This is a genomic window from Salmonella sp. SAL4457 (assembly GCF_046548235.1).
Taxonomy (GTDB): domain Bacteria; phylum Pseudomonadota; class Gammaproteobacteria; order Enterobacterales; family Enterobacteriaceae; genus Salmonella; species Salmonella enterica.
Genome location: NZ_JBGDZO010000007.1, coordinates 75,010 through 100,393, shown reverse-complemented (window position 1 = coordinate 100,393; position 25,384 = coordinate 75,010). Strand labels below are relative to the sequence as shown.

General features: G+C 55.4%; 17 protein-coding genes. All 17 read right to left on the bottom strand.

All coding sequences use genetic code 11. The features are described from left to right. Window positions 1–79 precede the first annotated feature (79 nt). Window positions 80–1,039 (bottom strand): SinI family autotransporter-associated protein, encoded by a 960-nt coding sequence (locus ACLJNW_RS19665; RefSeq protein WP_001149065.1) that lies wholly within the window; start codon window positions 1,037–1,039, stop codon window positions 80–82. A gap of 57 nt (window positions 1,040–1,096) precedes the next feature. After that, window positions 1,097–3,289: an intimin-like inverse autotransporter SinH gene (gene sinH / locus ACLJNW_RS19660; RefSeq protein ID WP_023204198.1), complete on the bottom strand. Its 2,193-nt coding sequence runs from the start codon at window positions 3,287–3,289 to the stop codon at window positions 1,097–1,099. Window positions 3,290–3,634: 345 nt separating this feature from the next. Then, the gene (locus ACLJNW_RS19655) at window positions 3,635–3,856 is read right to left on the bottom strand and encodes a zinc ribbon domain-containing protein (protein WP_000406469.1); all 222 of its coding nucleotides are present in this window, start codon (window positions 3,854–3,856) and stop codon (window positions 3,635–3,637) included. 88 nt (window positions 3,857–3,944) lie between these two features. Next, window positions 3,945–5,417, bottom strand: coding sequence for a ribosome biogenesis GTPase Der (gene der, locus ACLJNW_RS19650; RefSeq protein WP_000249411.1), 1,473 nt, complete (start codon window positions 5,415–5,417; stop codon window positions 3,945–3,947). 116 nt (window positions 5,418–5,533) lie between these two features. After that, window positions 5,534–6,712, bottom strand: a complete 1,179-nt coding sequence (gene bamB / locus ACLJNW_RS19645; RefSeq protein WP_023204199.1) for an outer membrane protein assembly factor BamB — start codon at window positions 6,710–6,712, stop codon at window positions 5,534–5,536. A gap of 10 nt (window positions 6,713–6,722) precedes the next feature. Continuing rightward, a complete protein-coding gene (locus ACLJNW_RS19640; RefSeq protein WP_000409190.1) occupies window positions 6,723–7,343 on the bottom strand; it encodes a YfgM family protein in 621 nt (206 codons plus the stop codon). A 13-nt stretch (window positions 7,344–7,356) separates the two neighbouring features. Beyond that, window positions 7,357–8,631, bottom strand: a complete 1,275-nt coding sequence (hisS, locus tag ACLJNW_RS19635; protein WP_001107146.1) for a histidine--tRNA ligase — start codon at window positions 8,629–8,631, stop codon at window positions 7,357–7,359. A gap of 110 nt (window positions 8,632–8,741) precedes the next feature. Continuing rightward, window positions 8,742–9,860: a flavodoxin-dependent (E)-4-hydroxy-3-methylbut-2-enyl-diphosphate synthase gene (gene ispG / locus ACLJNW_RS19630; RefSeq protein ID WP_000551804.1), complete on the bottom strand. Its 1,119-nt coding sequence runs from the start codon at window positions 9,858–9,860 to the stop codon at window positions 8,742–8,744. A 26-nt stretch (window positions 9,861–9,886) separates the two neighbouring features. Beyond that, the gene (rodZ, locus tag ACLJNW_RS19625) at window positions 9,887–10,891 is read right to left on the bottom strand and encodes a cytoskeleton protein RodZ (protein WP_001090898.1); all 1,005 of its coding nucleotides are present in this window, start codon (window positions 10,889–10,891) and stop codon (window positions 9,887–9,889) included. Between the two features lie 291 nt (window positions 10,892–11,182). Beyond that, the gene (locus ACLJNW_RS19620) at window positions 11,183–12,349 is read right to left on the bottom strand and encodes a bifunctional tRNA (adenosine(37)-C2)-methyltransferase TrmG/ribosomal RNA large subunit methyltransferase RlmN (protein WP_000003206.1); all 1,167 of its coding nucleotides are present in this window, start codon (window positions 12,347–12,349) and stop codon (window positions 11,183–11,185) included. Between the two features lie 206 nt (window positions 12,350–12,555). Continuing rightward, complete coding sequence (gene ndk / locus ACLJNW_RS19615; protein WP_000963846.1) at window positions 12,556–12,987, bottom strand: nucleoside-diphosphate kinase; 432 nt, start codon at window positions 12,985–12,987, stop codon at window positions 12,556–12,558. Between the two features lie 120 nt (window positions 12,988–13,107). Further along, complete coding sequence (locus tag ACLJNW_RS19610) at window positions 13,108–13,971, bottom strand: 4Fe-4S binding protein (protein ID WP_024154449.1); 864 nt, start codon at window positions 13,969–13,971, stop codon at window positions 13,108–13,110. Continuing rightward, on the bottom strand, window positions 13,971–14,780 hold the full coding sequence (locus tag ACLJNW_RS19605; RefSeq protein WP_000544876.1) for a dimethyl sulfoxide reductase anchor subunit family protein: 810 nt from the start codon (window positions 14,778–14,780) through the stop codon (window positions 13,971–13,973). The genes ACLJNW_RS19610 and ACLJNW_RS19605 overlap by 1 nt, the downstream gene beginning before the upstream one ends. Then, on the bottom strand, window positions 14,773–15,402 hold the full coding sequence (locus ACLJNW_RS19600) for a DMSO/selenate family reductase complex B subunit (protein ID WP_000077440.1): 630 nt from the start codon (window positions 15,400–15,402) through the stop codon (window positions 14,773–14,775). The genes ACLJNW_RS19605 and ACLJNW_RS19600 overlap by 8 nt, the downstream gene beginning before the upstream one ends. Next, on the bottom strand, window positions 15,399–17,777 hold the full coding sequence (locus ACLJNW_RS19595) for a DMSO/selenate family reductase complex A subunit (RefSeq protein WP_023204203.1): 2,379 nt from the start codon (window positions 17,775–17,777) through the stop codon (window positions 15,399–15,401). The genes ACLJNW_RS19600 and ACLJNW_RS19595 overlap by 4 nt, the downstream gene beginning before the upstream one ends. Before the next feature lie 155 nt (window positions 17,778–17,932). Then, a complete protein-coding gene (gene pbpC, locus ACLJNW_RS19590) occupies window positions 17,933–20,248 on the bottom strand; it encodes a peptidoglycan glycosyltransferase PbpC (RefSeq protein WP_023204204.1) in 2,316 nt (771 codons plus the stop codon). Next, window positions 20,249–25,183: an alpha-2-macroglobulin family protein gene (locus ACLJNW_RS19585; RefSeq protein ID WP_024154448.1), complete on the bottom strand. Its 4,935-nt coding sequence runs from the start codon at window positions 25,181–25,183 to the stop codon at window positions 20,249–20,251. Between the last annotated feature and the right edge of the window lie 201 nt (window positions 25,184–25,384).

Genomic DNA, 25,384 nt, shown 5'->3' with positions numbered 1-25,384 from the left:
CCCACTTTGCTTAGCGCGCGGCTAAGCAAAGTGCGCGGAAAATACTACTCCCCGCGGGGAGTGGTATGTTGAGGACAACTTATTTGCGTTTGTAGTCGATGGACAGACCAAAGCCCTGGACACCGTCGCTACCCACGGTAACGCCGCCGTCTGCTCCCTCGAACGCCATTTTCGCTTCGGCGTTGGTGACAGGGATGACAAGGTCTTTATCGTTCCAGCTTTCGTTGACGATACCGCCGGTACCGGTACCTGCAATTTTACTGGTGCCGACGAATTTCCAGCGGTAGTCATACTGGTCGGTAACGTTTTCACCGGCATCATAGGTACCGTTGCCGTTCTTATCGCTCCACAGCAATACCTGATAGGTGGTATTCGTTTTGAGTGTCGTCCCTGAATTCTTCAACAGGTTGGTATTCGAATCTTTCTCATGAATAACCACATGGACGTTTTCATCCACCACCGGACCTTCCGGAATTTCGTCATCATCCGAACCACCGCCCGCATCGGTCGACAGGTCTTTCAACAGCAGTTCGGTTGCCACGGCAGGGTCACCGGTGGTAGTGGTTGGCGTGATTTTGATACCGATATAACGATCCGCATCAGCGGCCTGGATTTCATAACTGTCACCAGTACCAAGATCTTTGGGGTCGCTGCCATTCTGATCGCTAAAGCTCACCCATTTCACGGTGGCTTTAGTTGCCGTGTTGTCGGTGTCCAGGTCGCCTTCCGTATCGCCAATCGCCCAGTTCACCGTGACCTTATCGCCAACGTGGAACTGCTTATCGCCTTCGGTCACAATTTTACGATCGCCGCGATCGATAGTTACCGTTACGTGATCTTTGTCGGTATCCGCAGTTTTATCCGCCGCACGGGTAATCCACGGCACCGTACCCTGAATGGTGCCCGTCTGTTCAGAGACAATCTGCCACTGCCCCGATTTCAGATTACCGTTTGCCGCCACCGCTGGCGCGGCGCAATACCCGGCAACTACTAATGCTAAAGCGACCTTCGTCAGCCGCCGTTTTACTGTTGCTTGCATTCAGACTCTCCTTTTTCTCAAAATTCAGCGGCTGGCTGGTCAGCCACAACGCTGACGCTATTTCTGACTATACGTAACGCGTATGCCGTAACCCTGAACGCCATCTTCCACATTGGCGGCAAACTTCTGCGCCGCCTCTTTATTGGTTACTGGCAGGACAAGATCTTCATTCATGGTGTTGGCCAGCGCGCCGGTATGTCCGTTTGTACTCTGCCCGGTAAACTCCCACTGGTAGTCGTACAGCGCCATCTCTTCTTCCGTGAGCTGCTCGGACATCTGGAATACGCCGTCTTTATTTTTGTCGCGCCACAGCAGGAAACGGTAAGCATTATTGACCGTAGGGTGCTTATCTTCTTTGCCGATAAGGTTGACAGGGTTGGCGGCTTTGACCTGATAAATCACCGCATTCAGCGCGCTCAGGTTGTCGCCGATAAAAGTGACATCAACGTAGTTACTGTCGCCATAGGCGTCTGCTTTCGCCTTCCAGCGGAAAGTCCCCGGCAGGGTGCTGGAAAGCGTCACCGTCCCCGCTTCTTTGTCACGACTGGCAATAAACACGCAGGGGGTTTCCGTGGTGCAGGGCGTCTGGGCCAGGGTGACTTTTTTATCATTGCTGTCGTACAACACGGGCGTCATGGCATCGTCCACCAGTTCGTTACCATTGCGATCCGTGGAGTCGCCAAAGGAATCGGTGATCAGCAGATCCATCACCACGCCGTCTTCGCCATCGGCCAGCGCGCTGGCTTCATGGCTGTGATCGCTGCGATCGGTATCGGCAATGTTGTTGACGATCAGCTCAATTTTGCGATCCTGCTGGACGGTGATTTCCACCACGCCGGAGTTCTGCTTATTGCCCTTTTCATCTTCCAGCGTCATGCGTACTTTCCAGGTGTTCAGGGCGGTGCGCTGCTCTTCGGTATCGGCATTAACCCAGGCAGGAAGCACCAGATTCCAGCTGTTATTGTTGCCTTCGGTTAACGCATTAGCTTTTACCACCGGCATCACCAGCGTACGGGCGGCGTTGTTTTTCGCCTGCCAGGAGGCAGAAATAATTTTGTAATGGTGGTTAATCAGCGCGTTGACCGTCCACTTACATTTCTCCAGCCCCACCGCGGCCTCAGGCGTATCTTCAATCACGCATTCCGGGTGTTCGTTGGTGGCGTCAGCCTTCAGCCACAACGTGACGTCCAGCGGATCTTTCTCGCGATATTCGAGAATGATGAAATTGTTACGATCGACAAAATCGGTGCGGCTGCCCATTAAGGAGTGCTGAATTTTAACGTTTTCCGGATCGAGCTGCGCCGCCAGCGGCGTGCCTATCTGGTAGTTCACGGTCGCGTTAACGCTAAAGTCGTTACTATCGCCAGTACCGGCTTTGTAATCCGTACCAACCGTGACCAGCGGTACCGGCGTATATTCCAGCCCCAAAGTGACGGCATGAGGATCTTTTTGCAGATTATCGGTGCCAAACAGCGCTACTTCATCGCCGTAGTACTGTTCGTAAACTAATTTAGCGCCAAGCTGCGGATAAAACGGCAGCCAGCTTTCCATGCGGATATCCCAGCCGCGCGCGGGTCGTTCTTCATAAAAGTCGAAATCTTCGGAGTCTTTCCAGTCAGAAAGAGGATGGTAATAGTTGCCGGAGAATTTCAGGTAATCCGTCCAGGCTTCGGTTCCCAGACCTAATCGACGGTGACCGCGCGTAAAATCGTAGTCATAGAATGCGTTGCCACCAAGCAGCCAGTTGCCGACGTTCTGGCGAACGCCAAGCCCAAAGTTACCAATGGTGCGGTCTTCCTTACGCTGAGCCGAAATCTGGCTAAAGAAAAGCGTGCTCTGGTTGTCATACCAGGGAATAAAATAATCCAGCGAACTGCCGTCCAGATCGCCGCCTTCGCCCACGGACAGGCTGGTACGGATCTTGCCATAAGGTGACATTACGCCTTCAAGATATGACTGTGCTGAGGAAGTGATTTGGTTTTGCAAATAGCTACGCGCCTGGGATTCCAGCGCTTCCGGGGTGAGATTATCAAAGCCCTGGGTGGCGGAATTAATAAAGTAGTCAGCGCCCTGTTCTTTAAAGGACTTTCCTTTATTTTCCTGTTCTTCTTTTTTCGCGGATTCGCTGGCTAAATCAGGCAGGGAGGAGTGGCTTTCATCATTTGCAGATGCAGAGTTATCTGCGCCAGAAGCCGCAACTGAGACTCCAGACACTAATAGCAAAACCAGAATGCGAATCCTTCGCACCATATGATATCCCTGTCGTTAAATAAACACGCCTCTATGAAAAGATATTATATGGATGATTCAGATGGAATCATAACTAACAGGCCTAAATATATTCCTAAAAAGAAAATTTTAATATGAAACAGATTTATAATATTGATATAATAAATAAAAAGAAAGCTGTTATTTATTTCTAATATTAATTTTCGGGAATAATATTCCCTATAAATAGTTGAATCAATAAAAAGAATAAAATAACCGCCGGGCAGGATACTATGCTGATATTACGGGAGTATCGAATAACGCTTTTGCCCTTAGCCGGATAAGACGTCGGCGCCTCTGCTCTGCGGCGCAACGTCGACAGCGGTTTTATTGATCGGAAATGACGAAGTTAACCCGTTTTTTTGAAATTAAACCATGACCGTTCTGGCAAAAATAGTCCACTGCGCCGCAGGCTTTCAAAACCTGTAACGGCTGGCGGCAGTCAGGACACATTGCCTGTAACGAGAAATCTTTAGCGCATGTCTCGCAATGCGCTGTATCGCCATTGCGCTCCAGCGCGTGATGGCAAACGGGGCAGGTTATTTCCATAACATTCTCCTCAGGCGCGTGACTTACTTTTACTTGAAAGGCCTGATAGCGCAGCGCTTGTCAGGCCTGGAATATTACTGAAAAAGCATCACTTGCTTTTCTTGATATGTTTCATCAGACGCTTACGTTTGCGCATTTGCGTTGGCGTCAGTGTGTTACGCTTGTTCGCATACGGGTTCTCCCCTTCTTTAAACTGAATGCGAATCGGCGTCCCCATCACTTCCAACGACTTGCGGAAGTAGTTCATCAGATAGCGCTTATAGGAGTCTGGCAGATCTTTTACCTGGTTGCCGTGAATCACCACAATCGGCGGGTTATAGCCGCCAGCGTGGGCATATTTCAGTTTCACACGGCGACCGCGCACCAGCGGCGGCTGATGATCTTCCACCGCCATCGTCATGATACGGGTCAGCATCGCAGTGCTCACCCGGCGAGTGGAACTGTCGTAAGCCTCGCGTACGGACTCAAACAGGTTGCCGACACCGCTGCCGTGTAGCGCAGAGATAAAATGAACGCGGGCAAAATCAATAAAGCCCAGACGGAAATCCAGCGTCTCTTTCACCTGCTCTTTGACTTCCTGGCTCAGGCCATCCCATTTGTTGACTACGATAACGAGTGAGCGCCCACTATTGAGGATAAAGCCCAGCAGAGACAAATCCTGGTCGGAGATCCCCTCGCGCGCATCGATAACCAACAGTACGACGTTAGCGTCTTCAATCGCCTGCAATGTTTTAATCACCGAGAACTTTTCTACCGCATCGGTGATTTTTCCGCGCTTACGCACCCCCGCCGTGTCAATCAGCACATATTCCCGTTCGTCGCGTTCCATCGGGATATAAATGCTGTCGCGAGTGGTGCCCGGCATGTCGTATACCACCACGCGCTCTTCACCGAGAATACGGTTAGTGAGTGTGGACTTACCTACGTTCGGGCGACCGACAATCGCCAGCTTTATCGGCAGGCTTTGCGGGTCAAAATCATCTTCCGGCGCTTCTTCACCATTTTGTTCCGCCTCGAACTGCGCCCAGTATTCCGCGTCTTCATCCACCTCTTCCTGCGGCGCGACATCATCCATCCACGGCAGAAGCACATGTTCCAGCAGGCTCAATACGCCGCGACCATGTGAGGCGGCGATAGGGTAAATTTCGCCTAATCCCAGCGAGTAAAAATCGACAACCGCCTGATCGGGATCGAGACCATCCGTTTTATTCGCCACCAGGAAGGTCGGTTTTTCACGGGAACGCAGATGTTTGGCAATCGCTTCATCCGCCGGCATCAGGCCAGCGCGCGCATCTACCATGAATAACACTACATCCGCTTCTTCAATCGCCAGCAGCGACTGTTCCGCCATCCGCGTTTCGACGCCGTCTTCGGTGCCGTCAATACCGCCAGTGTCGATACAGATAAACTCGCGGCCTTCAACCTCCGCACGACCGTACTTACGGTCACGAGTCAGACCCGGGAAATCCGCAACCAGCGCATCTCGGGTGCGGGTCAGACGGTTAAATAGCGTGGATTTTCCGACGTTAGGGCGCCCGACAAGCGCGACCACAGGTACCATGTTTAAAGCCTCATTAAAAAAATCATCAGACAACGCGCGCATTTTGCGCCATTGTTAAAAACAGGAAAACGGCCCCTACACCAGGAGCCGTTTTTTAAAACACACAACCGTGACGATTAACGCGTAATCGCGTAGACCGTACCGTCTTTGGCCTGGATGAGCAGTTTACCATCCGCCACCGTCGGTTCGGTCAGAAAACCGGAACTGTCTACTTTTTGTTGGGCTACAAAACGCCCGTCATCAACATTAACCCAGTGCAGATAACCTTCGCTATCGCCGACGACTAAATCACCATTATACAGCACCGGGGAGGTCAGCAAACGGTGCAGCAAATCGCTTTGCGTCCACAGCGTTACGCCGCCGTCAGTGGTCAGCGCCAGCACGCGATCGTTCTGATCGACCAGGTAGATACGGTCTCCGTCGACGATAAAGTCATTGACCGAACCCAGCTCGCGTTTCCACATAATCTGACCACTGCGCAGATCCAGCGCCGTTAAGTTACCATTATACGCCAACGCGTAAACGACGCCGTTTACCACAACCGGCGTGGTATCGACGTCGCTCAGACGGTCAATTTCCGTTGGGCCAGTGGCCTGGGAGATACGCTGCTGCCAAATCATCTGCCCTTGTTGCATCAGCACGGCGCTGACGCGGCCATTATCACCACCAACGATAGCCGCGCCGAACGCGGTTGCCGGCGCAGATTCGCCGCGCAGCGACAGCGAAGGCATATCCAGGTTCACCGTCCATTTAATTGCGCCATCCGCCTGATTTAGCGCCTGCAACTGACCGTTGCTGGTATGGATAAGAACGATTCCATCACTGACAACCGGACGAGACAACGCTTCGCCTGCGACCTTCGTCTGCCATGCTGTGGTACCGTCGCTGGTATTCAGCGCATAAACCTCGGCCTTTTCACTGCCGATATAGACGTGACCGCCCGCGACAGTGACGCCGCCGGACAACAACGCGGACGAACGAGAGAACCAGCCGTCTTTCTCGCCCAGATTCACAGACCAGATCTCTTTGCCATCATCCGCATTGAGCGCTTTTACCACGCCCGCGCGATCGGCTGCATAGACCACGTTATCTACCATTACCGGATGAAGGTTAGAATAAAATTCGCCAATTCCGTTACCGACAGAGGTGCTCCAGACAGTGGTCGGGGTAAACTGGTTTTCAACCTGCGGTAATGGAGACATCTTGACGACATCTTCTTCGCCGCTAAACAGTGAACAGCCGCTGAGCAGGGTAACGGAAAGCAACCCTGGCAGAAGTAATTTACGCAATTGCATCGGGTCCCTCTCAGATGGACAAATTATTGATTTTCATCTGCATCATTTCGCTCAACGCCGGAGAAGCATCGCTATTGACGCCCGCTTCCCATGCGCTGCGCGCGCCTTTTTTATCACCCTTACTCAGCAACGCTTCGCCGCGCAAATCAGCGACAATGGCTGTCCATCCTTCGCCTTTAACGGCATCCAGAGTTTTCAGCGCGGCGTCAGCTTGCTTAAGCTGTAACTGAACGCGAGCGAGACGCAGATTAATCACCGCTTTGAGATTTTCATCGCTGGTGGCCGCCAACCCCTGCTGCAACTGGGCTTCGGCTTTTTTAAGTTCATTCTTATCCACAAACTGCTGCGCCAGTTCCATAGACGCCAGCGCACCATAGGTATTTTTATTCTCAGCCGCGAATTTTTCAGCGGCGGGAATGCTATCCGGCTTATCGGCGCTTACCGCCGTCACCGCATTTTGATACGCCAGAGAAGCAGCACGCGCGGACTCCGTCTGATGGCTGCTCCAGTAACGCCAGCCAACCAGCGCGCCAACCCCTAAAATCACTCCGACAGCCAGCGCTTTGCCGTTTTCGGCAAAGAAGCGTTTAATCGCATCCACCTGGTCGTGTTCGTTCTCGTAAATTTCCACGCTGTCCTTCTCCTTAGCCCAATAAAGTGCGCAAATGCGCGGCAACGCTGTCCTGCGCCACTGCCGTTTGCTCACCGGAGCGCAAATCCTTCACTACAACAGTCCCATCGGCGACTTCAGATTCGCCAAGAACCAGTGCAATACGGGCGCCCCACTTATCGGCGCGGGCAAACTGTTTCTTAAAGTTGCCGCCGCCGTGGTTTGTCATTAGCTTCACGCCTGGCATTTCATCGCGCAGCCGCTCCGCCAGCGTCATTGCCGCAGACTGCGTTTGTGCGCCGGCAGCTACCAGGTATATATCGACAACAGGAGAGGCAATAAATTCCGGATTAACTGCCTGAACTAACAAAACAAGTCGTTCCAGGCCCATCGCAAAGCCCACTGCCGGGGTAGCGCGACCGCCCAGTTGTTCCACCAGACCGTCATAACGACCACCCGCACAGACGGTGCCTTGTGACCCCAGACTGTTTGTTACCCATTCAAATACGGTGCGGTTGTAGTAATCCAGACCGCGTACCAGACGCTGGTTGACGGTGTAGGCAATTCCCGCCGCGTCCAGCAATTTACACAGGCCGGCAAAGTGCTCGCGTGAATCGTCATCGAGATAGTCGCCGAGAGCGGGCGCGTCGTTGAGCAGCGCCTGCACGTCCGGATTTTTTGAATCCAGCACGCGCAGCGGATTGGTATACATACGGCGTTTGCAGTCTTCGTCCAGCGTCTCTTGATGCTGTTCGAGGAACGCGACCAGCGCATCGCGATAGTTCGCACGCGCCTCTAAGGAACCAATAGAGTTCAGCTCCAGGCTAACGTGTTCAGAGATGCCCAGCGCGCGCCACCAGCGTGCGGTCAGCATAATCAGTTCCGCGTCGATATCCGGGCCTTGTAAGCCAAAGACTTCGGCACCTAGCTGGTGGAACTGACGGTAGCGGCCTTTTTGCGGACGCTCATGACGGAACATCGGCCCGATATACCACAAACGCTGTTCCTGATTGTACAGGAGACCATGTTCGATGCCGGCGCGTACACAGCCCGCCGTACCTTCAGGGCGCAATGTCAGGCTATCGCCGTTACGATCCTCAAAGGTGTACATCTCTTTTTCAACCACGTCAGTAACTTCACCGATCGCGCGTTTGAATAACGGGGTCTGCTCTACAATCGGCAAGCGGATTTCACTGTAACCGTAGCTGCCGAGCACGTTTTTGAGTGTGCCTTCAATGCGCTGCCAGATGGCGGTTTCGCCAGGCAGATAATCGTTCATGCCGCGAATGGCTTGAATGTTTTTTGCCACGTTTATTCTCTTTCTGAATATAAAAATGAACCCTCAGCGCTTCCCCGAACGAACCGGGAGCCATGCGGGTTCAATCATACACGGGAAGCGCGCCGCTTCCCATCACGTTCTTATTTTTCAACCTGCAGCACGTCAATCCGACGCGCTTCATCAAGTTGACTTGCTTTCGCGCGAATACGGGATTCAAGCTGCGCGATCATATCGTCGTTATCGAGTCTGTCCTTGCGCACGCCGTCTTCATACAGGCCGCTTTTCTTATTGCCGCCCGTCACGCCCAGCGTCGATACCAGCGCTTCGCCCGGTCCGTTCACCACGCAACCGATGATCGAGACGTCCATCGGGGTGATGATATCTTCCAGACGCTGCTCCAGCGCGTTCACCGTGCCGATAACGTCGAACTCCTGGCGAGAACAGGTCGGGCAGGCGATGAAATTGATGCCGCGCGCGCGAATGCGCAGCGACTTCAGAATATCGAAACCGACTTTGATCTCTTCCACCGGGTCGGCCGCCAACGATACGCGCAGCGTGTCGCCGATACCTTCCGATAACAGCAGACCTAAACCGATCGCCGACTTGACCGCCCCGCTACGCGCGCCGCCCGCTTCGGTGATCCCCAGATGCAGCGGCTGATCGATCTGTTTAGCCAACAAACGATAAGACTCAACGGCAAGGAATACATCGGACGCTTTTACGCTCACTTTGAACTGATCAAAGTTGAGACGATCGAGATGATCGACATGGCGCATGGCTGATTCCAGCAGCGCCTGCGGCGTCGGCTCACCGTATTTTTCCTGCAGATCTTTTTCCAGCGATCCGGCATTTACGCCTATACGAATAGGGATGTTTTTGTCGCGCGCGCAGTCCACCACCATGCGAATGCGTTCTTCGTTACCGATATTGCCGGGGTTGATACGCAAGCAGTCAACGCCGTATTCCGCTACTTTCAGCGCAATGCGGTAGTCGAAGTGAATATCGGCAACCAGCGGGACGTTAACCTGCTGTTTGATAAGCTTGAACGCTTCGGCGGCGTCCATGGTCGGTACAGAAACACGAACAATATCTGCGCCAACACGTTCCAGCGCTTTGATCTGATTAACCGTCGCTTCCACGTCAGTGGTACGCGTGTTAGTCATCGACTGGACGGCGATGGGGGCGCCATCGCCAATCGGCACATTCCCAACGTAAATACGTGTCGATTTTCTACGTTGAATCGGAGCCTGGTTATGCATGAAAAATCTCCCGCGTTACCCGTCTGTTACTGCGCCGGTGTCGGTTCGGCATTAAGGGTCAGACGCGCAACCTGATTAGTTCTGATAAAGCGGCTCAGATCGACAGGTTTTCCTTGATACTGGATCTGCACCGCGGCCGGCGCGCCAATTTTAAGTTTATAAGGCGCCTGACCGGTTAGGTTTAAATTACCATCTTTACGCTGCATACCGCTAAACAGCTTCTTACCCGTGGCGTCAGTGACTTCGAGCCAGCAGTCAGCGGTAAAATTCATCACCAGCGCGTTCGGATCGGCAGCAGGCGCCGCTACGCCAGCCTGACTGGTCGGCAGCGCGGACGGCGTCTCCGTTGCCGCTGGCGCGGCAGATGTCGCAGCCGTATCGACATTCGCCTGCGAAGGCGCGACTACCGTATTTTGCGTCGCCGCCGCCGTTGGCGCTGGCGTTTGCGTCGCCGCCGTCGAATCAACCGGCGTCGCAGGCGCCGGAGCCGTTTGCGCTGGCGTCGTATCCTGGCTTGTCGCGTCACGGGTGTCCAGCGGTACGCTTTGGCCGCTGTCCTTATCTGCGTTCAGTTCAGCCGTGCTTTGATCGGCCATTGTCGTGATCTCTTCCTGCTGCGCCTTATGGTTCTGCCACCACCAGGCGCCGGTCAGCCCTACGACCACAAACAGTACCAGCCAGGTAAAAGACATTAACCAGCCGTCGCGTTTTTTACGACGCTTTCCTAATGAGAAACTCTGCATCGGGGCGACTTTGGCGGCGCGCAGCGGGGCCTGCTTTTCCAGCCCCGGCAACAGTTCCTCTTCTGGAACATGCACCAGACGCGCATATGAGCGGATATATCCGCGCAGGAAGGTTGAAGCAAGATCGGACGGCGCCTTATCTTCTTCAATATCGCGTACCGTAGAAACCTTCAGGCAAAGTCGCTCAGCGACAGCCTGCTGGCTGAGTCCGAGTTGTTCACGGGCATTGCGCAGACGAACGCCGGTGGTTTGTGCTTCATTTTGGTCGTGCGTGGCTTCAGTATTCATTCGCTACAGCTACAGGTACGTGTAAATTAGGATTCAGGCGCCGACGAGCCGTAATGCCCGCCCACACCGCGAAACATCAGGTTAGTTAACCTTAGTCAGACAGTATAAGCCTGTCAGGCCGCAGATGACAAAACCGCTAAGACACAAGGCTAAACTCTTGTTGCACCATTACATACTGCCTTAAAGTCGACAAAAACGCACCGTTATTATTGACCAGACAAGTACAACGCCAGACATTATTCAACTGACATTGCGCCACGGTATAATGAATGCCCCGTGGCGCAACTGCTATCAAATAGCCTTGATGTCAATCACCTCTCCCTGCATACGCTTACGCAGGGTACGTTTGGTACGGTCAATCACATCGCCAGCCAACTGTCCGCATGCCGCATCAATGTCATCGCCACGCGTCTTGCGTACGATGGTCGTGAAACCATAACTCATCAAAACTTTAGAAAAGCGATCGATACGGCTGTTAGAGCTGCGGCCATACGGCGCGCCAGGGAACGGGTTCCACGGAATCAGATTAATCTTGCAAGGCGTCTCTTTTAATAGCTCCGCCAGTTGATGCGCGTGTTCAGTGCCGTCGTTGACGTGGTCAAGCATCACGTATTCAATCGTCACGCGCCCCTGATTGGCGTTGGATTTCTCCAGATAGCGGCGAACCGCGCCCAGGAACGTTTCGATATTGTATTTTTTGTTGATCGGGACGATTTCGTCGCGAATAGTGTCATTCGGCGCATGTAAGGAGATAGCCAGCGCGACATCTATCATATCGCCCAGTTTATCCAGCGCAGGCACCACGCCTGACGTTGAGAGCGTGACACGACGTTTGGACAGGCCGAAACCAAAGTCATCGAGCATAATTTCCATCGCCGGTACGACATTGGTCAGGTTAAGCAATGGCTCGCCCATCCCCATCATGACCACGTTGGTGATCGGACGCTGGCCGGTGACTTTGGCCGCGCCGACGATTTTCGCCGCACGCCAGACCTGACCGATAATTTCCGATACGCGCAGGTTGCGGTTAAAGCCCTGCTGCGCAGTTGAACAAAACTTGCACTCCAGCGCGCATCCTACCTGTGAAGAGACACACAGCGTAGCGCGGTCGTCCTCCGGGATATAGACCGTTTCAACGCGCTGATCGCCGACAGCAATCGCCCACTTGATGGTGCCGTCTGAGGAACGCTGCTCTTCAACGACCTCCGGCGCGCGGATTTCCGCGACCTCTTTTAATTTGCCGCGCAACACTTTGTTGATGTCGGTCATCTCATCAAAATTATCGCAGCAATAGTGATACATCCATTTCATCACCTGATCGGCGCGGAAAGGCTTTTCACCTAAGTTTTTAAAAAACTCGCGCATCTGCTGACGGTTGAGATCCAGCAGGTTGATTTTTGTTTCGTTGTTAAGAACTACCGGGGTACTGCTTTCAGGTGTGACAATTTGTTCAGACATATGCTATTCCGGCCTCGTTATTACACGTTATGGCCCCTGGAGGGTTGAAAAAAGAAACGCCCCGGTAAGCTTACTGCTCGTCCGGGGGCGCTGCATTGTACAAATTCTGGCGTAAGGATGCCACGTCTGCACGCGGCATTAGCAAAAATAATATTTGAACCGATAATTTATCGCCAACGCATTTACAGCGTGAAAGACGAAGGAGATTAACGGGTGCGCGGGCACACTTCGCCTTCACCGAAGAAAAAGGCGATTTCGCGCTGCGCGGATTCCAGCGAATCCGAACCGTGGGTGCCGTTTTCAGTTAAGCTATCAGCGTAGTCGGCGCGCAGCGTACCCGCCAACGCGTTCGCCGGATTGGTGGCGCCAAGCAGATCGCGGTGACGCTGCACCGCATTTTCACTTTCCAGCACGGATACCACGATAGGGCCAGAGGTCATGAACTCCACCAGACCGTCAAAGAACGGCTTGCCGTCGTGCTCAGCATAGAAGCCGCGCGCCTGCTCAACGGTCAGGTGCAGCATTTTAGTGCCAACAATTTTGAACCCTGCAGCTTCAAAGCGCGCAAAGATGCTGCCAATAACGTTTTTTGCCACCGCGTTGGGTTTAATGATGGAAAAAGTCCGTTCAATAGCCATGTTTACCTCTGAAATATGTTCTGTTGTTATGTCAGGCGCGGATTATAAAGAGCATCCCATCAATTGCCTATGGATATAGGTAACATTTTTTTAAAATAAAATGAGCATTAGCAACAAAAGTTAAAGGCGCACAGCAAACTCAGGGGACTGACACAGCACGCAGTGCGTGTGTTCAGGCGTGAGAGCATGGAAAGTACGTTTGCAGCTTTCGCAGGTGAGCGTATACGCCGCACTATGCCGCGTTGACGCGGGTTCCACGTCAAACCGCAGCCGCAGCGCCTGATGCGGACATACCGCCGCACAGCCGCCGCATCCCGTACAACGCGCCGCCACTATCGTCAGGGTATTGTCGTCAAACTGGATAACGTTCTCCGGGCAGCTTCGCCAGCAGGCGCCGCACATCCTGCACTCTTGCGGACTGATTTCGGGTACGCATTCGCTGAACGCGGAAAACGCCTGTCTGAGACGCCGTTTCCCCGGCTCGACGGCGCACGGGGTAATGGCGTCGCGCGGAACATGAAACAGAGTACGCCGCGAGGCGTTAATCTCCGCGCCGACAACGTGTTTGAAAGACCAGCCCGGCTCGCCGTAGCGGCGCAGCGCTAAATTTAGCCTCGCCAGCGCCATCAGCCACTGCGCCGATCGCTCCACCGCAATATCAATAAAGCGAATACCGTACTGGCTGTGCCAGAGAAGCAGTTCATCGACCGTTGGCGCCTGTAGCGAAAACGGCCCCACCAACGTATCCCCCTGCACAAAGCGTTTAACCGGTTTGATACCGGTAATGGCGTCAACAGGACAGACAAACAGACAGTCGCCACAGGCTATGCAGCGCGTCGTATCTATGCTGACCTGCCCCTGCGCCAGCGAAAACGCCTGCGCCGGACAAATATCGGCGCAAGCGCGGCAGGAAGAAAAACGAAAGCGACGACGGACGCAGGCCTGCGTCACGTCTACCGCCGGATCGATCGTCAGGTTAACCATCAGCCAATACTAAAGAAGACGTAGCGCAGCATAATCTCGCCGAGAAGCAGCAATACGCTGCCCGCCACCAGAGTCCCTCTGGCGTTTCGCAGACCGCCTGCGGCAAAGCAGAGCATTCCCGCCGCTGAGACACACCAGCCGAGAAGATAGACGTCACGCAACTGCGCCAGCGCCTGTAGCGGATGATGCGGGAAAGTGACGACCGTCGTATCCACCGCATTAATATCCGCCAGCCATAGCGGCTGCATGATCAGGCGAATCAGCACCATCAGTGCGACCACCACCACAGCGCAGCGCATTGCGGCGCCAGCGTTGCGCAGATAAGCCAGCGCAATGACTACCGAGCCGATAATGCCTGACGTGCCAAAGAACAGCGCCAGCGTGTTGCTATGCTGCCAGGTCGCCACCGAGGCATGGATATAAACCTGCGCCATGCAGAATACATCCACCAGCCCGAACGCTGCCGCCAGCGCCAGCAGCGGCTGCCAGCCTGGCTTTCGGAAAAACAGCAGCACAACCCCCAGTCCCAGCGCCGCCAGATAAAGGCTGGCAAAGACGATTTCGCGACTCAGCCACGAACTGGCGACATGACGTAACGCATTTAGCGCATTCAGGGGATAGCCCATGTGCAGCGCTGAAGCAAGCAGCCCCACGCAGGCCAGTACAAACGCCCCCGCCATCGCGGGAAGCGCGCCGTGTGCAGGCACCCGTCCCTCTACGGCGTACTGGCGGCCCAACGCCAGCCACAGAGTCACGCCCACAGACCCTTGCAAACAGAGCGTAAAAATCAGCAGCGGTAACTCATGCATGGCGTTTACCCTCTTTTTCTGCGCCCTGATGCGCTTTGACAACCAGATTAGGTTTGGTTATTGATGAATCTGGCAGCCCGTTAACGTCGCATACGCTACCGTACTTCGCGCGCAGTTCATCAATCGGGCCAAACTTGATGGCCTCAAGCGGACAGGTCGCGACACAGACGGGCGATTCACCTTTCGCCAGTAAATCAACGCACATGTCGCACTTGGACATTTGGCCGGTCTGCTCGTTAAGCTGTGGCGCGCCATAAGGGCAGGACCAGGCGCAATAGCCACAGCCGACGCATTTGTCGGTATCAACGCGCACAATGCCGTCGCCCGGGCGTTTATGCATAGCGGTAGTCGGGCAATTTTTGGTGCAGACAGGGTCTGCACAGTGGTTGCAGGAAATAGAAAGCGTATAAGCAAATACGTTATTGCTGACCCCGCCCTGCCCGGTCGGGATGAAACTTCCGCCCTTGACTTCATAGACGCGGCGGAAACGACGGCCTACTTCCAGATTGTTTTTGTCTTTGCAGGCCACCTGGCAGGCTTTACAACCGGAGCAGCGTGAGGAGTCGATGAAAAACCCCAGTTGTTTATCGCTCACCGGCGGGTAATGTGTAAACTGACTCATGCTTTAGCCACCTCCACCAGCATGGTTTGATGTGAATTTCCCTTCGCCAGGGCGGTAATACGGGCCGAGCTGAGGACGTTCGCACAGCCGCCTTTATCAATACCGTTCTCATCCGGCTGCCACCAGGCGCCAGCCTGCATCGCGACAACGCCGGGAATAATGCGCGGCGTCACTTCCGCCGGGATTTCGCAAATCCCGCGTGAGTTATGAATACGCACCATGTCGCCATGCGTAATGCCGCGCTTTTGCGCATCCTGCGGGTTGATCCACAATGTCTGCTGCTGCACTTCAATCAGCCACGGGTTAGCGTATTGTGTTGAGTTGGCGCGGTTTTTTCCTTTCCACGTAATTAACTGGAGCGGAAAATCTTTCGCCAGCGCATCCTCCGGGCCTTCATGCGCGGGAACGTAGTGCGATAACGCCGGGATTTCCGGATGCTGCATGTCATACAGACGCTTCGAGAAGATCTCTATTTTCCCTGACGGCGTCGGGAACGGATGATTTTCCGGATCGCGAATATTGTCTTCAAAGGCGATAAATGGCGCGCTTTTGAACAGATGCTGACGGGTCTTTTGCAGCGTGGCGAAATCCGGCAGATTTTCGTCCGGCATCGCCAGGCGCGTCTGTTCCCAGATGTGTTCAATCCACGCTTTCTCATCGCGCCCCTGGCTAAATTCATTCTCAATGCCTAATTTCGCCGCCACCTCACGTAGCCAGTCGTAGTCGGAGCGACGCTCAAATTCAGGCTCGATCAGTTTTTCAGAGAGTATCAGGTAGCTTGCCGTGCCCCAGGTTTCACCGATGTTCCAGCGTTCCATAAAGCTGGTTTCCGGCAGCAGTAGATCAGCGTATTTCGCGCTCGGCGTCATAAACAGATCGCTGGCGACAATAAACTGGATCTTTGATTCATCCTCCAGTACGCGTACCGCCTGGTGCAGATCGGGGTTCTGATTCGCCAGATAGTTCCCGGCCAGCGAGAACAGAATACGGATGTTACTGTCCAGCTTATCGGCATCTTTCAGCCCCATATCCGGCGTCACTTTGCTGGCGTCGTCTGCGGCCTGCACCCAGTTCATCACCGAAATTTTGGCTTTTACCGGGTTATCCGGCATCTCCGGACCCGCGGCAAATTTACGGTTAGCGCAGCCGCCGTAACCCGCAGCCCAACCGCCTTTGATGCCGACATTACCGGTAATGGTCGCCAGTAGGGTCGAGCCGCGCGCGGTGCGCTCGCCGCAGTTGTGGCGCTGTGGTCCCCACCCCTGAATCAACGCGGCGGGTTTGGTATTCGCGTAATCACGCGCTAACTGGCGTATGGTTTGCGCCGGCACATGGGTGATCTTTTCCGCCCACTCGGGGGACTTAACGACACCGTCTTTGGCGCCGGTCAGATACGCCACCAGCGATTCGTTAGCCGGTACGCCTTCCGGCATTGAGTCTTCGTCAAAACCGATAGCGTAGCGCGCAATAAATGCGCGATCGTGCAGATTCTCGCTGATGATGACGTACATCATCGCGTCCATCAGCGCATTGTCGGTGGTGGGCAGCAGCGGGATCCACTGATCCGCCAGCGAGGAAACGGTGTCGGAATAGCGCGGATCGACCACGATAAACCGCGTACCGTTCTGCTTCATCTTCTGCAAGAAATAGTTGGTATGACCAAAAATGGTCTCCGTCGGGTTATGGCCCCACAGAATCACCAGTTTGGTGTCCAAAAGCGTATCCAGCGAACTGCCGCTGGCGGCAATGCCGTAAGTATAAGGCGTCGCGGCCGCCGTATTGCCCATACTCACAGAATGGTAGCTTTCGAGATAGCCGCCGGTCAGATTCAGCAGGCGACGCGCCATTTTATCGCCGGAAAAGGTGCCGCCGGAAACGGCGGTGCCAACATGAACATAGCGCGAAGCCGGGCCATATTTTTCAGTAATCGATTTTAAATTATCGGCGATTAAGGTTGTCGCTTCATCCCAGGAAATTCGCTCGAACTTTCCTTCACCGCGTTTTCCTACACGCTTCATGGGATATTTAAGTCTATCGGGGTGATAAACAAATTTACGGTATGCGCGTCCACGAACACAGGCACGCATCACCGGCATTTGCGCATCCAGCGCATTATCCGGTCGCGTTGAAATTCGCGTCACGATACCGTCACTAACATACGCCCGAATATCGCATTTGCCCCCGCAGTCAAAAGTGCTGCATGTCTGAACGACTTTTTCCGCAGGCCTGTTTTCAGTTGCCGTCACAGCGCGCGCCTGAGCGGTAGCTGGCGAGGAGACAAACGGTAACGCAATAAGCGCGGAGCTGGCCTGGATAAAGTGGCGGCGAGAAATAGCGGGCTGTTCGCCATTTCCCTGGCTTTTTATATTTTTCATGATCCGACTCGTCAAATAAAAACCCATTCTCACGTTTTTATGCGCTGGTTCTCTTGATATTTATCAAGCTCCCTCATTAAGGGTAATTCCGGAAAAATTAATAATTCTCATTAACTTTAAATTAAATGAAATTCATAATTTATTCTGAAGAGTTGTTAACGTATTAATTCAAAATTAACCGCTGCAACCTGACCGGACTCATCCATTACGACAAGTTGATAACGTCCAGCGATATTGAGTAATAAAGAAAGGCGATTATTTTCGCCATTAACAGGTTCGCCATTTAAAAACCACCAGCGACGCCCTTTACCGCCGGTAGTCGAGACGGGCAGCGTAACGTTTTCCTGGCCTGGCAATTGCCTGATCACCGCGCCATCCCTCACTCCTGACAGCATTAACGGCGCGGCATCACTGCCCTTTAGCGGCGGACAGTGGTCGGACGCCGCGGGCAAGCGGGCGCTACGTCTTTCCGCAGGCGGCAGCCACGGCTCCAGCGGCCGCGGCCAGACGATAAACGTATGCGCACGCGCCAGCGGACAGTCGGCAGCGACACGCCGCCCCGTATCATCCAGCCAGACCGGGAAACGAATACCGTTGATGTCTTCCTGCTCAGGTAACAGCAGCGTGGGCGGCTGGCTGTCATCGAGAAGCCATGTCGCCAGGCGGCGGCGACAGTTGCTGTCTCCGGCAGGCAGAGTCTGTCCGCCCGGCCAGCAAATGACGCCGCGGCTTACCGCCTGCGGACGCGGATCTTCCGGCAGGCGTCCCGTATGCGCCAGTAACAGATTATTGACCTGATTAAGCAATGGCACCGCGCTGGCAAAACCAAATTGCCCCACCACAGGCGTGCCGTCGGGTCTGCCTGTCCAGATGCCGATGATATAGCGCGCGTTAACGCCAATAGCCCACGCATCGCGATAGCCGTAGCTGGTGCCGGTTTTCCATGCCAACGGCACAATGCGCGGCAGCGCATTATCCGGTAAGGGTTGCGCTTCATCCGCCATAATCCGCCGAATGATCCACGCCGCTCCCGGCGACATTAATGGTCTTTCCGACAGCGGATCGTCCGGCTGTAACCGTAGTTTCGCCGCTTTCCCATGACGAGCGAACGCGCTGTATGCCGCCGCCATCTCGTCAAGCCGCGCGCCCGCGCCGCCCAGAATCAGCGAAAGATTGGGCGCCGCGCCAGCAGGCAAATATAGCGGCAGGCCGACGTTACGCAGTTTTGCCGCAAATCGTTTCGGCCCATAGGCTTCAAGCACCTGAACGGCTGGCAGATTCAGCGAGCGTACCAGCGCGTCGCTCATGCTGACCGGGCCGTGAAATCCGCTGTCGAAGTTTCCCGGGCGGTAATCTCCGGTACGGCGCGGAACGTCCTGTAATAATGATGCGGGATGGATCAAGCCGTCATCCAGCGCCAGACCATACACAAAGGGTTTGAGTACCGATCCCGGCGATCGGATCGCCGTTACCATGTCGACATGACCAAAACGGCTGTCGTCATTAAGGTCTACCGATCCTACCCAGCCGCGCACGCTCATATCGGTATGATCGACGACGATCATCGCCAACGAACTGCGTGCAGGCAGCCGCCCTTTCCATGCCCGCGCCAGATCTTCCAGTTGCCGCTGCAACCCGGCGTCCAGCGTGGTCACAATTTTGTCGTTCTGGCTTTTACTCAACATCATTCGGGCAAAAAGCGGCGCCAGTTGCGGCATTTGACGCGGCGCCAGCCAGACCGGTTCTTCACGCGACTCGCGTACCGTTTCGGCAGGCCAGACGCCCTGCGCCGCCATCCGATCCAGCACTTTATTTCGTGCCGCTTCGGCTCTCGCAGGCCAGCGGTCGGGGCGTAACCGGCTCGGCGCCTGCGGCAATACGGCCAGCAGCGCCGCGTCAGCGTAGCTCAGGCGCGCGGGCGGCTTGCCGAAGTAGGCCCAGCTTGCAGCGCCAATACCCTGTAGCGTGCCGCCGAACGGCGCGCGGTTCAGGTACAGCGTCAGGATATCGCGCTTGGACAAATGCCATTCAAGCTGGAGGGCGCGCCAAAGCTGGCGGATTTTACCGCCGAACGTGCGCGAATGCGGGTCCAGCAGTCTCGCCACCTGCATAGTCAGCGTACTGCCGCCGGAAATAACGCGCCCGGCGGTAAGATCCTGCCATGCCGCGCGCGCGACGGAGAAAGGGTTAACGCCAGGGTGCCGCCAGAACCAGCGATCTTCGTAATTGATTAGGGCCTCCAGGTAGCGGGGAGAGACCTCTTCAATCGTCACCGGATAACGCCAGATCCCCCCGGCGTCGGCAAAGCGCCACAGCGGCGTACCGTCATGGGCTACCACGACCCGCGCAGGATGGACCTCATTGAGCGGCAGCGGCCAGAGTTTATCCGCTGCCCATAACGCCAGGAAAATAAAAAGCGGCGCGCCCGCCAGCCACAGCCAGCGGCCACGTTTACCACGCCAACCGTTCATTTAAGGCGTCACAATCAGCAGCCCCTCGCTCGCGCCGGTTGCCCGCCACTGAGGCGCATACATCGATTCCACCTGCGGTTGCGCAAGCTGGTACGTCCCCGGCGTTACCGCGCGCGCCAGGTAGACCAGCGTCACGGGCTGGCCCTCATTGACAACGACGGCAGCCACAAACCGATCGTCGCGGAATTCCATATACTGAATATCCGCCTGCTGCATCTGATTAAGCAGATTTTGCACTTCGCTACCGCTCTCCGGCAGGCTGGCGCTGCTGTCAGCCAGATTCTGGTTTTCCAGCTCCAGCCCGGCCGGGAGCAGGTCCACCACCAGCGCATCCGGCACATTGCGATCGGCCACTACCGTTAACCAGACCAGCACCAGTTCGCCGCTACGCAACGAGGACAGCGATTTGCGCTGACCATCGGTCCCCAGTATTTGTCGTTCAATCTGCAAAACGTTGCTGGCAGGCTCAGGCGCAGATGAGGGATAGCCGCTGCTATCCAGACGCAGCCATAGCGGCTGGCTACCGGTGTTCGTCACCTCAAGGGTGGCCAACTGGTCAGCATCCAGATTACGGGTCAGCGCCTTGTCGCCCGACAGCGGCTGCGCCTCTAACGAGGTCTGCGCCTGCCAGGCGCCCGCGCTGGCCTGTCGCGAATGCGCGGCGAGGAACAAGGCATTGTTCTCCTGGGTAGAGAGCCAGCGCTGACCGAAGGCCTGCTCAGAAAGCGAGCTTAATAGCGCGTTTTGCGCGTCCGGTCTGAGGTTGTTCTCTTCCAGTAGCGACAACATCAGAGCGTTATCGCGCAGAGAACTGCCGTAATCCGCTATCCATTGCCGTTCGTCCTGACGCGGCGTATTCAGAGCCAGCGTAATGGCCTCTTCGCCGCGTCTGGCATCACCCATCGTGTTTAACGCGATGCCCAATTGCATCAGCGGCAGTCCTGAAGCCGCCTGACTACGGCGCTCCCAGATTTCGCGCAGCGCGCCGAGCGGCGCTTTCTGCTGACGCGCCAGTACCAGCGCAGCGTAAGCCTGAGCGGCAAAAGTACTGGCCTGAGTATTATCGCTATAACGAATCAGCATCGTACCGGGATCCTGCAGATAGCGCAGCAGTCGCTCATTGCCCCGGTTAATGGCCTCCGGCGGGACGCTATATCCCTGCTCGCCCGCGCGAATAAGGAAATCCATCGCGTAGGCCGTTAGCCAGGGCTCTTCCGCCCCATTTTCATCCCATAGCGCAAAACCGCCGTTATCACGCTGCATCTGTAGTATGCGGGAGATGCCGATATCCACCGCGGCGCGCCGTTTTTCATCACTATCGCCGGTAATACCGAGCGACTGCAATTGAGCGGCATTGGTATACAGCGCCGGGAATAACCCGCTGGTGGTTTGTTCCAGGCACCCGTACGGATATGCTTTCAGCTCGCGAATGTAGCGCGCCAGATTGAGCGGCGGTTTTCCGCTTAACAGCAGTTGTCCCTGTAACGTGGCTGGCGAGACGTTTGCCAGATGCTGATCTGGTACATGCCAGCTCTCTCCCGGCGCCAGCGCAATGCCGCTATTTACCGTTTGGGCAGGCCAGGCCGGACGCACGCCGATTTGCCACTGCTTATGCTGCGCGCCGAGGGTTTCTCCCGGCAGATTCAGACCGCTAATGGTCGCCTGGATTTCGCCTTCGCCAAAACCTTCCAGCGCGCGTACCGGAACGAATAAGGTGGTGCGCACGCCCGGCGCCAGGTTGACCGGTTGCGGCTGCTGGCTAAGCAGTTCCAGTAACCCACTGGCGGCGAGCGCAATATTCAGCGTCTGCGGGCGGTCGGTCAGATTGGTGACGTCCAGCACCAGTCGCGAAACATCCCCTCCCGCCAGAAAACGCGGCATATTCAGCTCGGCAATCACTGGCGCGGCGACAACGACTTTGCTTTCGCCGCGACCAAAATCGTCCGCTGTCCATGCCTGCGCCATAACCCGCAGTTCGCCGTTAAAGTCGCCAATCGGCAGCGTTACGACCCCTTCGCCCTGCTCATTGAGCGTGATCGGCTGCGCCTGCTGCGCGATGATATTGACATGGTTTACCGGCGGTTTTCCGCCGCGCTTAAGGTCGTCGCCATCGCCGCCAAAACGCAACGCCGCCAGCCGCCCCTGCCCTTCAATGACCTGGCCGTAAATATCGTAGATATCCGCACCGTAGCGTTTTTGACCGAAGAACGCCTGCCACGGGTCCGGCGTCGCGTAATCGGTGATATTCAATACGCCGCTATCGACCGCGGAGACCAGCACGTTGATCTGTTTTGGCATTTCGCCGTGTTTAACGCTGGCTTTCACCCTGACGGTGAGCGGCTGATTCGGGCGCATTTTAGCCGGGCTTTCCAGCGCCAGATCGAGGCGGCGGTTTTCATCCCCCAGCGGTAGGTGTAGTAACCCCACGGCGCGTTTTGGCGTCGCGGAACGAGATTTATCGCCGGGACGCACCACCAGCGTACTGAGATAGAGATCGTGGCGATTCCAGGTTTTATCCACCGGAATCGTGAGCTCCAGACCTTGTGCCGGCACATCGATCGCCTGCCACCACAGCGGACCGTCGCTGGACTCCACCATCGCATAACCTTTACCAGCGACCGGCGCGGCGATATGCAATTTCATGGTATCGCCTGGACGATAACTCGCTTTATCCAGTTTGAGGGTGACGCGATCCGGACGCGCCGCGCCGCTACCGTCGCTGTTATCCTGCCAGCTATAGCCGGCCCAGAAACGAACGCTGCTGACCGTCTCATTCGGCGCTTTGACCTCCAGACGGTACGCGCCCCATTCCACCGGGAAGCTGACTTTTCCGGTTTCATCCGCGTTCAGATCCAGCGTCTGCTCGCCCTCCACCAGATCTTTTTGATCAAACTGCGACTGCCAGCCTTCGCTTTCCGACCAGTTCCAGTAATAGTCGCGACGCTCGCGGATGAGCCGCACCTGTAAACCGGACACCGCTTTTTTCTCGCCCTGCGCGTTGGCGTAAACAATATCGAATGCGGCGTTGCTGTCTTCGTCGACAATCGGTTGATTAACGGTGGTATCCGTACGGTAGTCGTATACCGCTTTGGCGGCGAACTGTGGACGAATTCCCGGTAACGTATCGGCAGGCCAAATCGCCTGCTCTACGCGACGAGTGACCGGACGACCGCCAGACTCCAGCAGGCTGGCCTGTAGAATTACCTGCAGCGGCGAATGCGCTTCTTGCCACTGGCTGGCAGCACTCACTTCACCACGTCCGCCTTTATCCAACGTCAGTTGAACTTCGTCCAGGCTGCGCGAAAGATTCTCTTCGGCAATATTGCCGAACTGGAAGCCAGGCAACGCCGCGACAGCGTCGCGCAGCGGACGCAGGAAAAGTTGCCCTTGCAGGGTATTGCCGTTAGCAGGCGCGCCATACAAGTAATAGCCGACAGCGGAGAATTTCACCTCATCCGCAGGCGCCAGCGGTGTTTTTTGCGCCGTCAGGTTGAGCGCCATCCGCTCCGGCATAAAGTCTTCCACGTGGAAATCCCAACTCCGCAGCAAATTATCGCCGGTGTTGGCGCGGACATGCCACAAGCCGGTCGGCGCGTTGATATCCAGCGGATAATTCAAACGGTATAGCCCGTTTTCCGCCTGGCTGACGACGGTACGCATCACCTGTCCGTCTGGTTTTACCACTTCCAGCTTAACGGGTTGATCGGGCAGCGTTTTACCGTCGCTATCGCGCAGTAATCCGTTGAGGATAACCGTTTCGCCCGGTCGGTAGAGATCGCGCGGGCCGAACATAAAGAACTGCTTGCTGTAGCCGGGCGCGCCAGCGACATTAAATTCCGACAGATCCAGAGCCGGAAGCGTGAGATCGAGCAGCGTGGTCTGCTCCTCTTTACGCGCCAGTAATAGCGCCGCCGCTTTATCAGCCTCCAGTTGCACATGTCCCTGCGCGTCGCTCGTCGCCTGCGCCAGCGTCTGACCTTTATCATTCAGAAGAACGATCTCAATTCCCGACTGCGCCGCGCCGTTTTCCAGGCTTTGCGTAAAGATATCCAGCCGATTATGGTAACGGTGCGCGGACACGCCGATATCGCTAAGGGTAAACAACGTAGCGGCATTACTATAGTTGTAGTGTCCAGCCTGATTCATTACCGCCACATATACGCCCGCCTGTTGCAGCGGCTTAATATCGCTTAATGGCAGCAGCAGTTTCTCACGCGTATTGCGCGCCGGATTAAGATCAAAACGACCGGTATAAACCAGATCCGCCATTTTCAGCAGATTGTCGGACTCCCAGTTAGAGAGAGAACTACGGTACTCCCACTGGCTGACAAATGACGCCAGCGATCCGGGCTTAACGCGGAAAAAGTTCACATCAACGTGGTTGACGTTAAGCGCCATGACCGGCAGTCCTTCCGCGATTTTCCCCGGTAGCAGCGATCCCCGGCTGGCAAAGCCGACGCTGGGCTGGACATCACGCGTGGTAATCGTTTTTTCATAAGACTTGCCGAAGGTGGCGTTATTCAGCGCCTTAACGGCGGGATCAACCGTGACCACCAGCACGCGCTCAGGTTCCAGATGACGTAACCTTAGCTCTTTTAAATTTGGCGCCAGCTCCCATGCGCCGTCAACGCTGCCGCTTTTCTTATCAACCACGTGAACCACACGGGAGAAATCCTGTTCAGGATCTAAAGGAATTGAAAACGTCAGCACCAGCGTCGCCGCGCCGTCGAGCTGCGCTTCGGAGGCGTCTAATAGCGTGAGCGCTTTGCCCTGGCTTTGCTGCGCCAGCTTTTGTAGCTGTGCCGGGTCTTGCGCGGGCGAGGGCTGCGCTACGGCTGGCGCTTCGCTTTTAGTCGTCGGGGCGGTTTTATCGTTGTTATCGCATCCCGCCAGCGCCAGCATGATCATGCAGGCCACCACGCGTAAATGTTTCATCTTTCATCCCTGGCCTTAACGGCCTGTCAGCAACGGTTGATGAGATATTATGCGCGAGAAATTTTATTGTGTAAGTCCGTATTACTGTGATGATGCGAAAATTTTACGCAGAAATGTGGTTTCGCCAGCCAAAACAGCCTCTTCTACTTGTCCCTTTTCGGGAAACGTCCGACAATTTGACCATAATCAGGTAACAATGGA

What these genes read in the sequence shown, in the direction of transcription:
- sinH (WP_023204198.1), bottom strand. Translation starts at nt 3,289, where the DNA reads ATGGTGCGAAGGATTCGCATTCTGGTTTTGCTATTAGTGTCTGGAGTC.
- ACLJNW_RS19655 (WP_000406469.1), bottom strand. Translation starts at nt 3,856, where the DNA reads ATGGAAATAACCTGCCCCGTTTGCCATCACGCGCTGGAGCGCAATGGC.
- ndk (WP_000963846.1), bottom strand. Translation starts at nt 12,987, where the DNA reads ATGGCTATTGAACGGACTTTTTCCATCATTAAACCCAACGCGGTGGCA.
- ACLJNW_RS19585 (WP_024154448.1), bottom strand. Translation starts at nt 25,183, where the DNA reads ATGAAACATTTACGCGTGGTGGCCTGCATGATCATGCTGGCGCTGGCG.
- ispG (WP_000551804.1), bottom strand. Translation starts at nt 9,860, where the DNA reads ATGCATAACCAGGCTCCGATTCAACGTAGAAAATCGACACGTATTTAC.
- rodZ (WP_001090898.1), bottom strand. Translation starts at nt 10,891, where the DNA reads ATGAATACTGAAGCCACGCACGACCAAAATGAAGCACAAACCACCGGC.
- pbpC (WP_023204204.1), bottom strand. Translation starts at nt 20,248, where the DNA reads ATGAACGGTTGGCGTGGTAAACGTGGCCGCTGGCTGTGGCTGGCGGGC.
- ACLJNW_RS19620 (WP_000003206.1), bottom strand. Translation starts at nt 12,349, where the DNA reads ATGTCTGAACAAATTGTCACACCTGAAAGCAGTACCCCGGTAGTTCTT.
- ACLJNW_RS19605 (WP_000544876.1), bottom strand. Translation starts at nt 14,780, where the DNA reads ATGCATGAGTTACCGCTGCTGATTTTTACGCTCTGTTTGCAAGGGTCT.
- ACLJNW_RS19600 (WP_000077440.1), bottom strand. Translation starts at nt 15,402, where the DNA reads ATGAGTCAGTTTACACATTACCCGCCGGTGAGCGATAAACAACTGGGG.
- der (WP_000249411.1), bottom strand. Translation starts at nt 5,417, where the DNA reads ATGGTACCTGTGGTCGCGCTTGTCGGGCGCCCTAACGTCGGAAAATCC.
- ACLJNW_RS19595 (WP_023204203.1), bottom strand. Translation starts at nt 17,777, where the DNA reads ATGAAAAATATAAAAAGCCAGGGAAATGGCGAACAGCCCGCTATTTCT.
- ACLJNW_RS19610 (WP_024154449.1), bottom strand. Translation starts at nt 13,971, where the DNA reads ATGGTTAACCTGACGATCGATCCGGCGGTAGACGTGACGCAGGCCTGC.
- ACLJNW_RS19665 (WP_001149065.1), bottom strand. Translation starts at nt 1,039, where the DNA reads ATGCAAGCAACAGTAAAACGGCGGCTGACGAAGGTCGCTTTAGCATTA.
- bamB (WP_023204199.1), bottom strand. Translation starts at nt 6,712, where the DNA reads ATGCAATTGCGTAAATTACTTCTGCCAGGGTTGCTTTCCGTTACCCTG.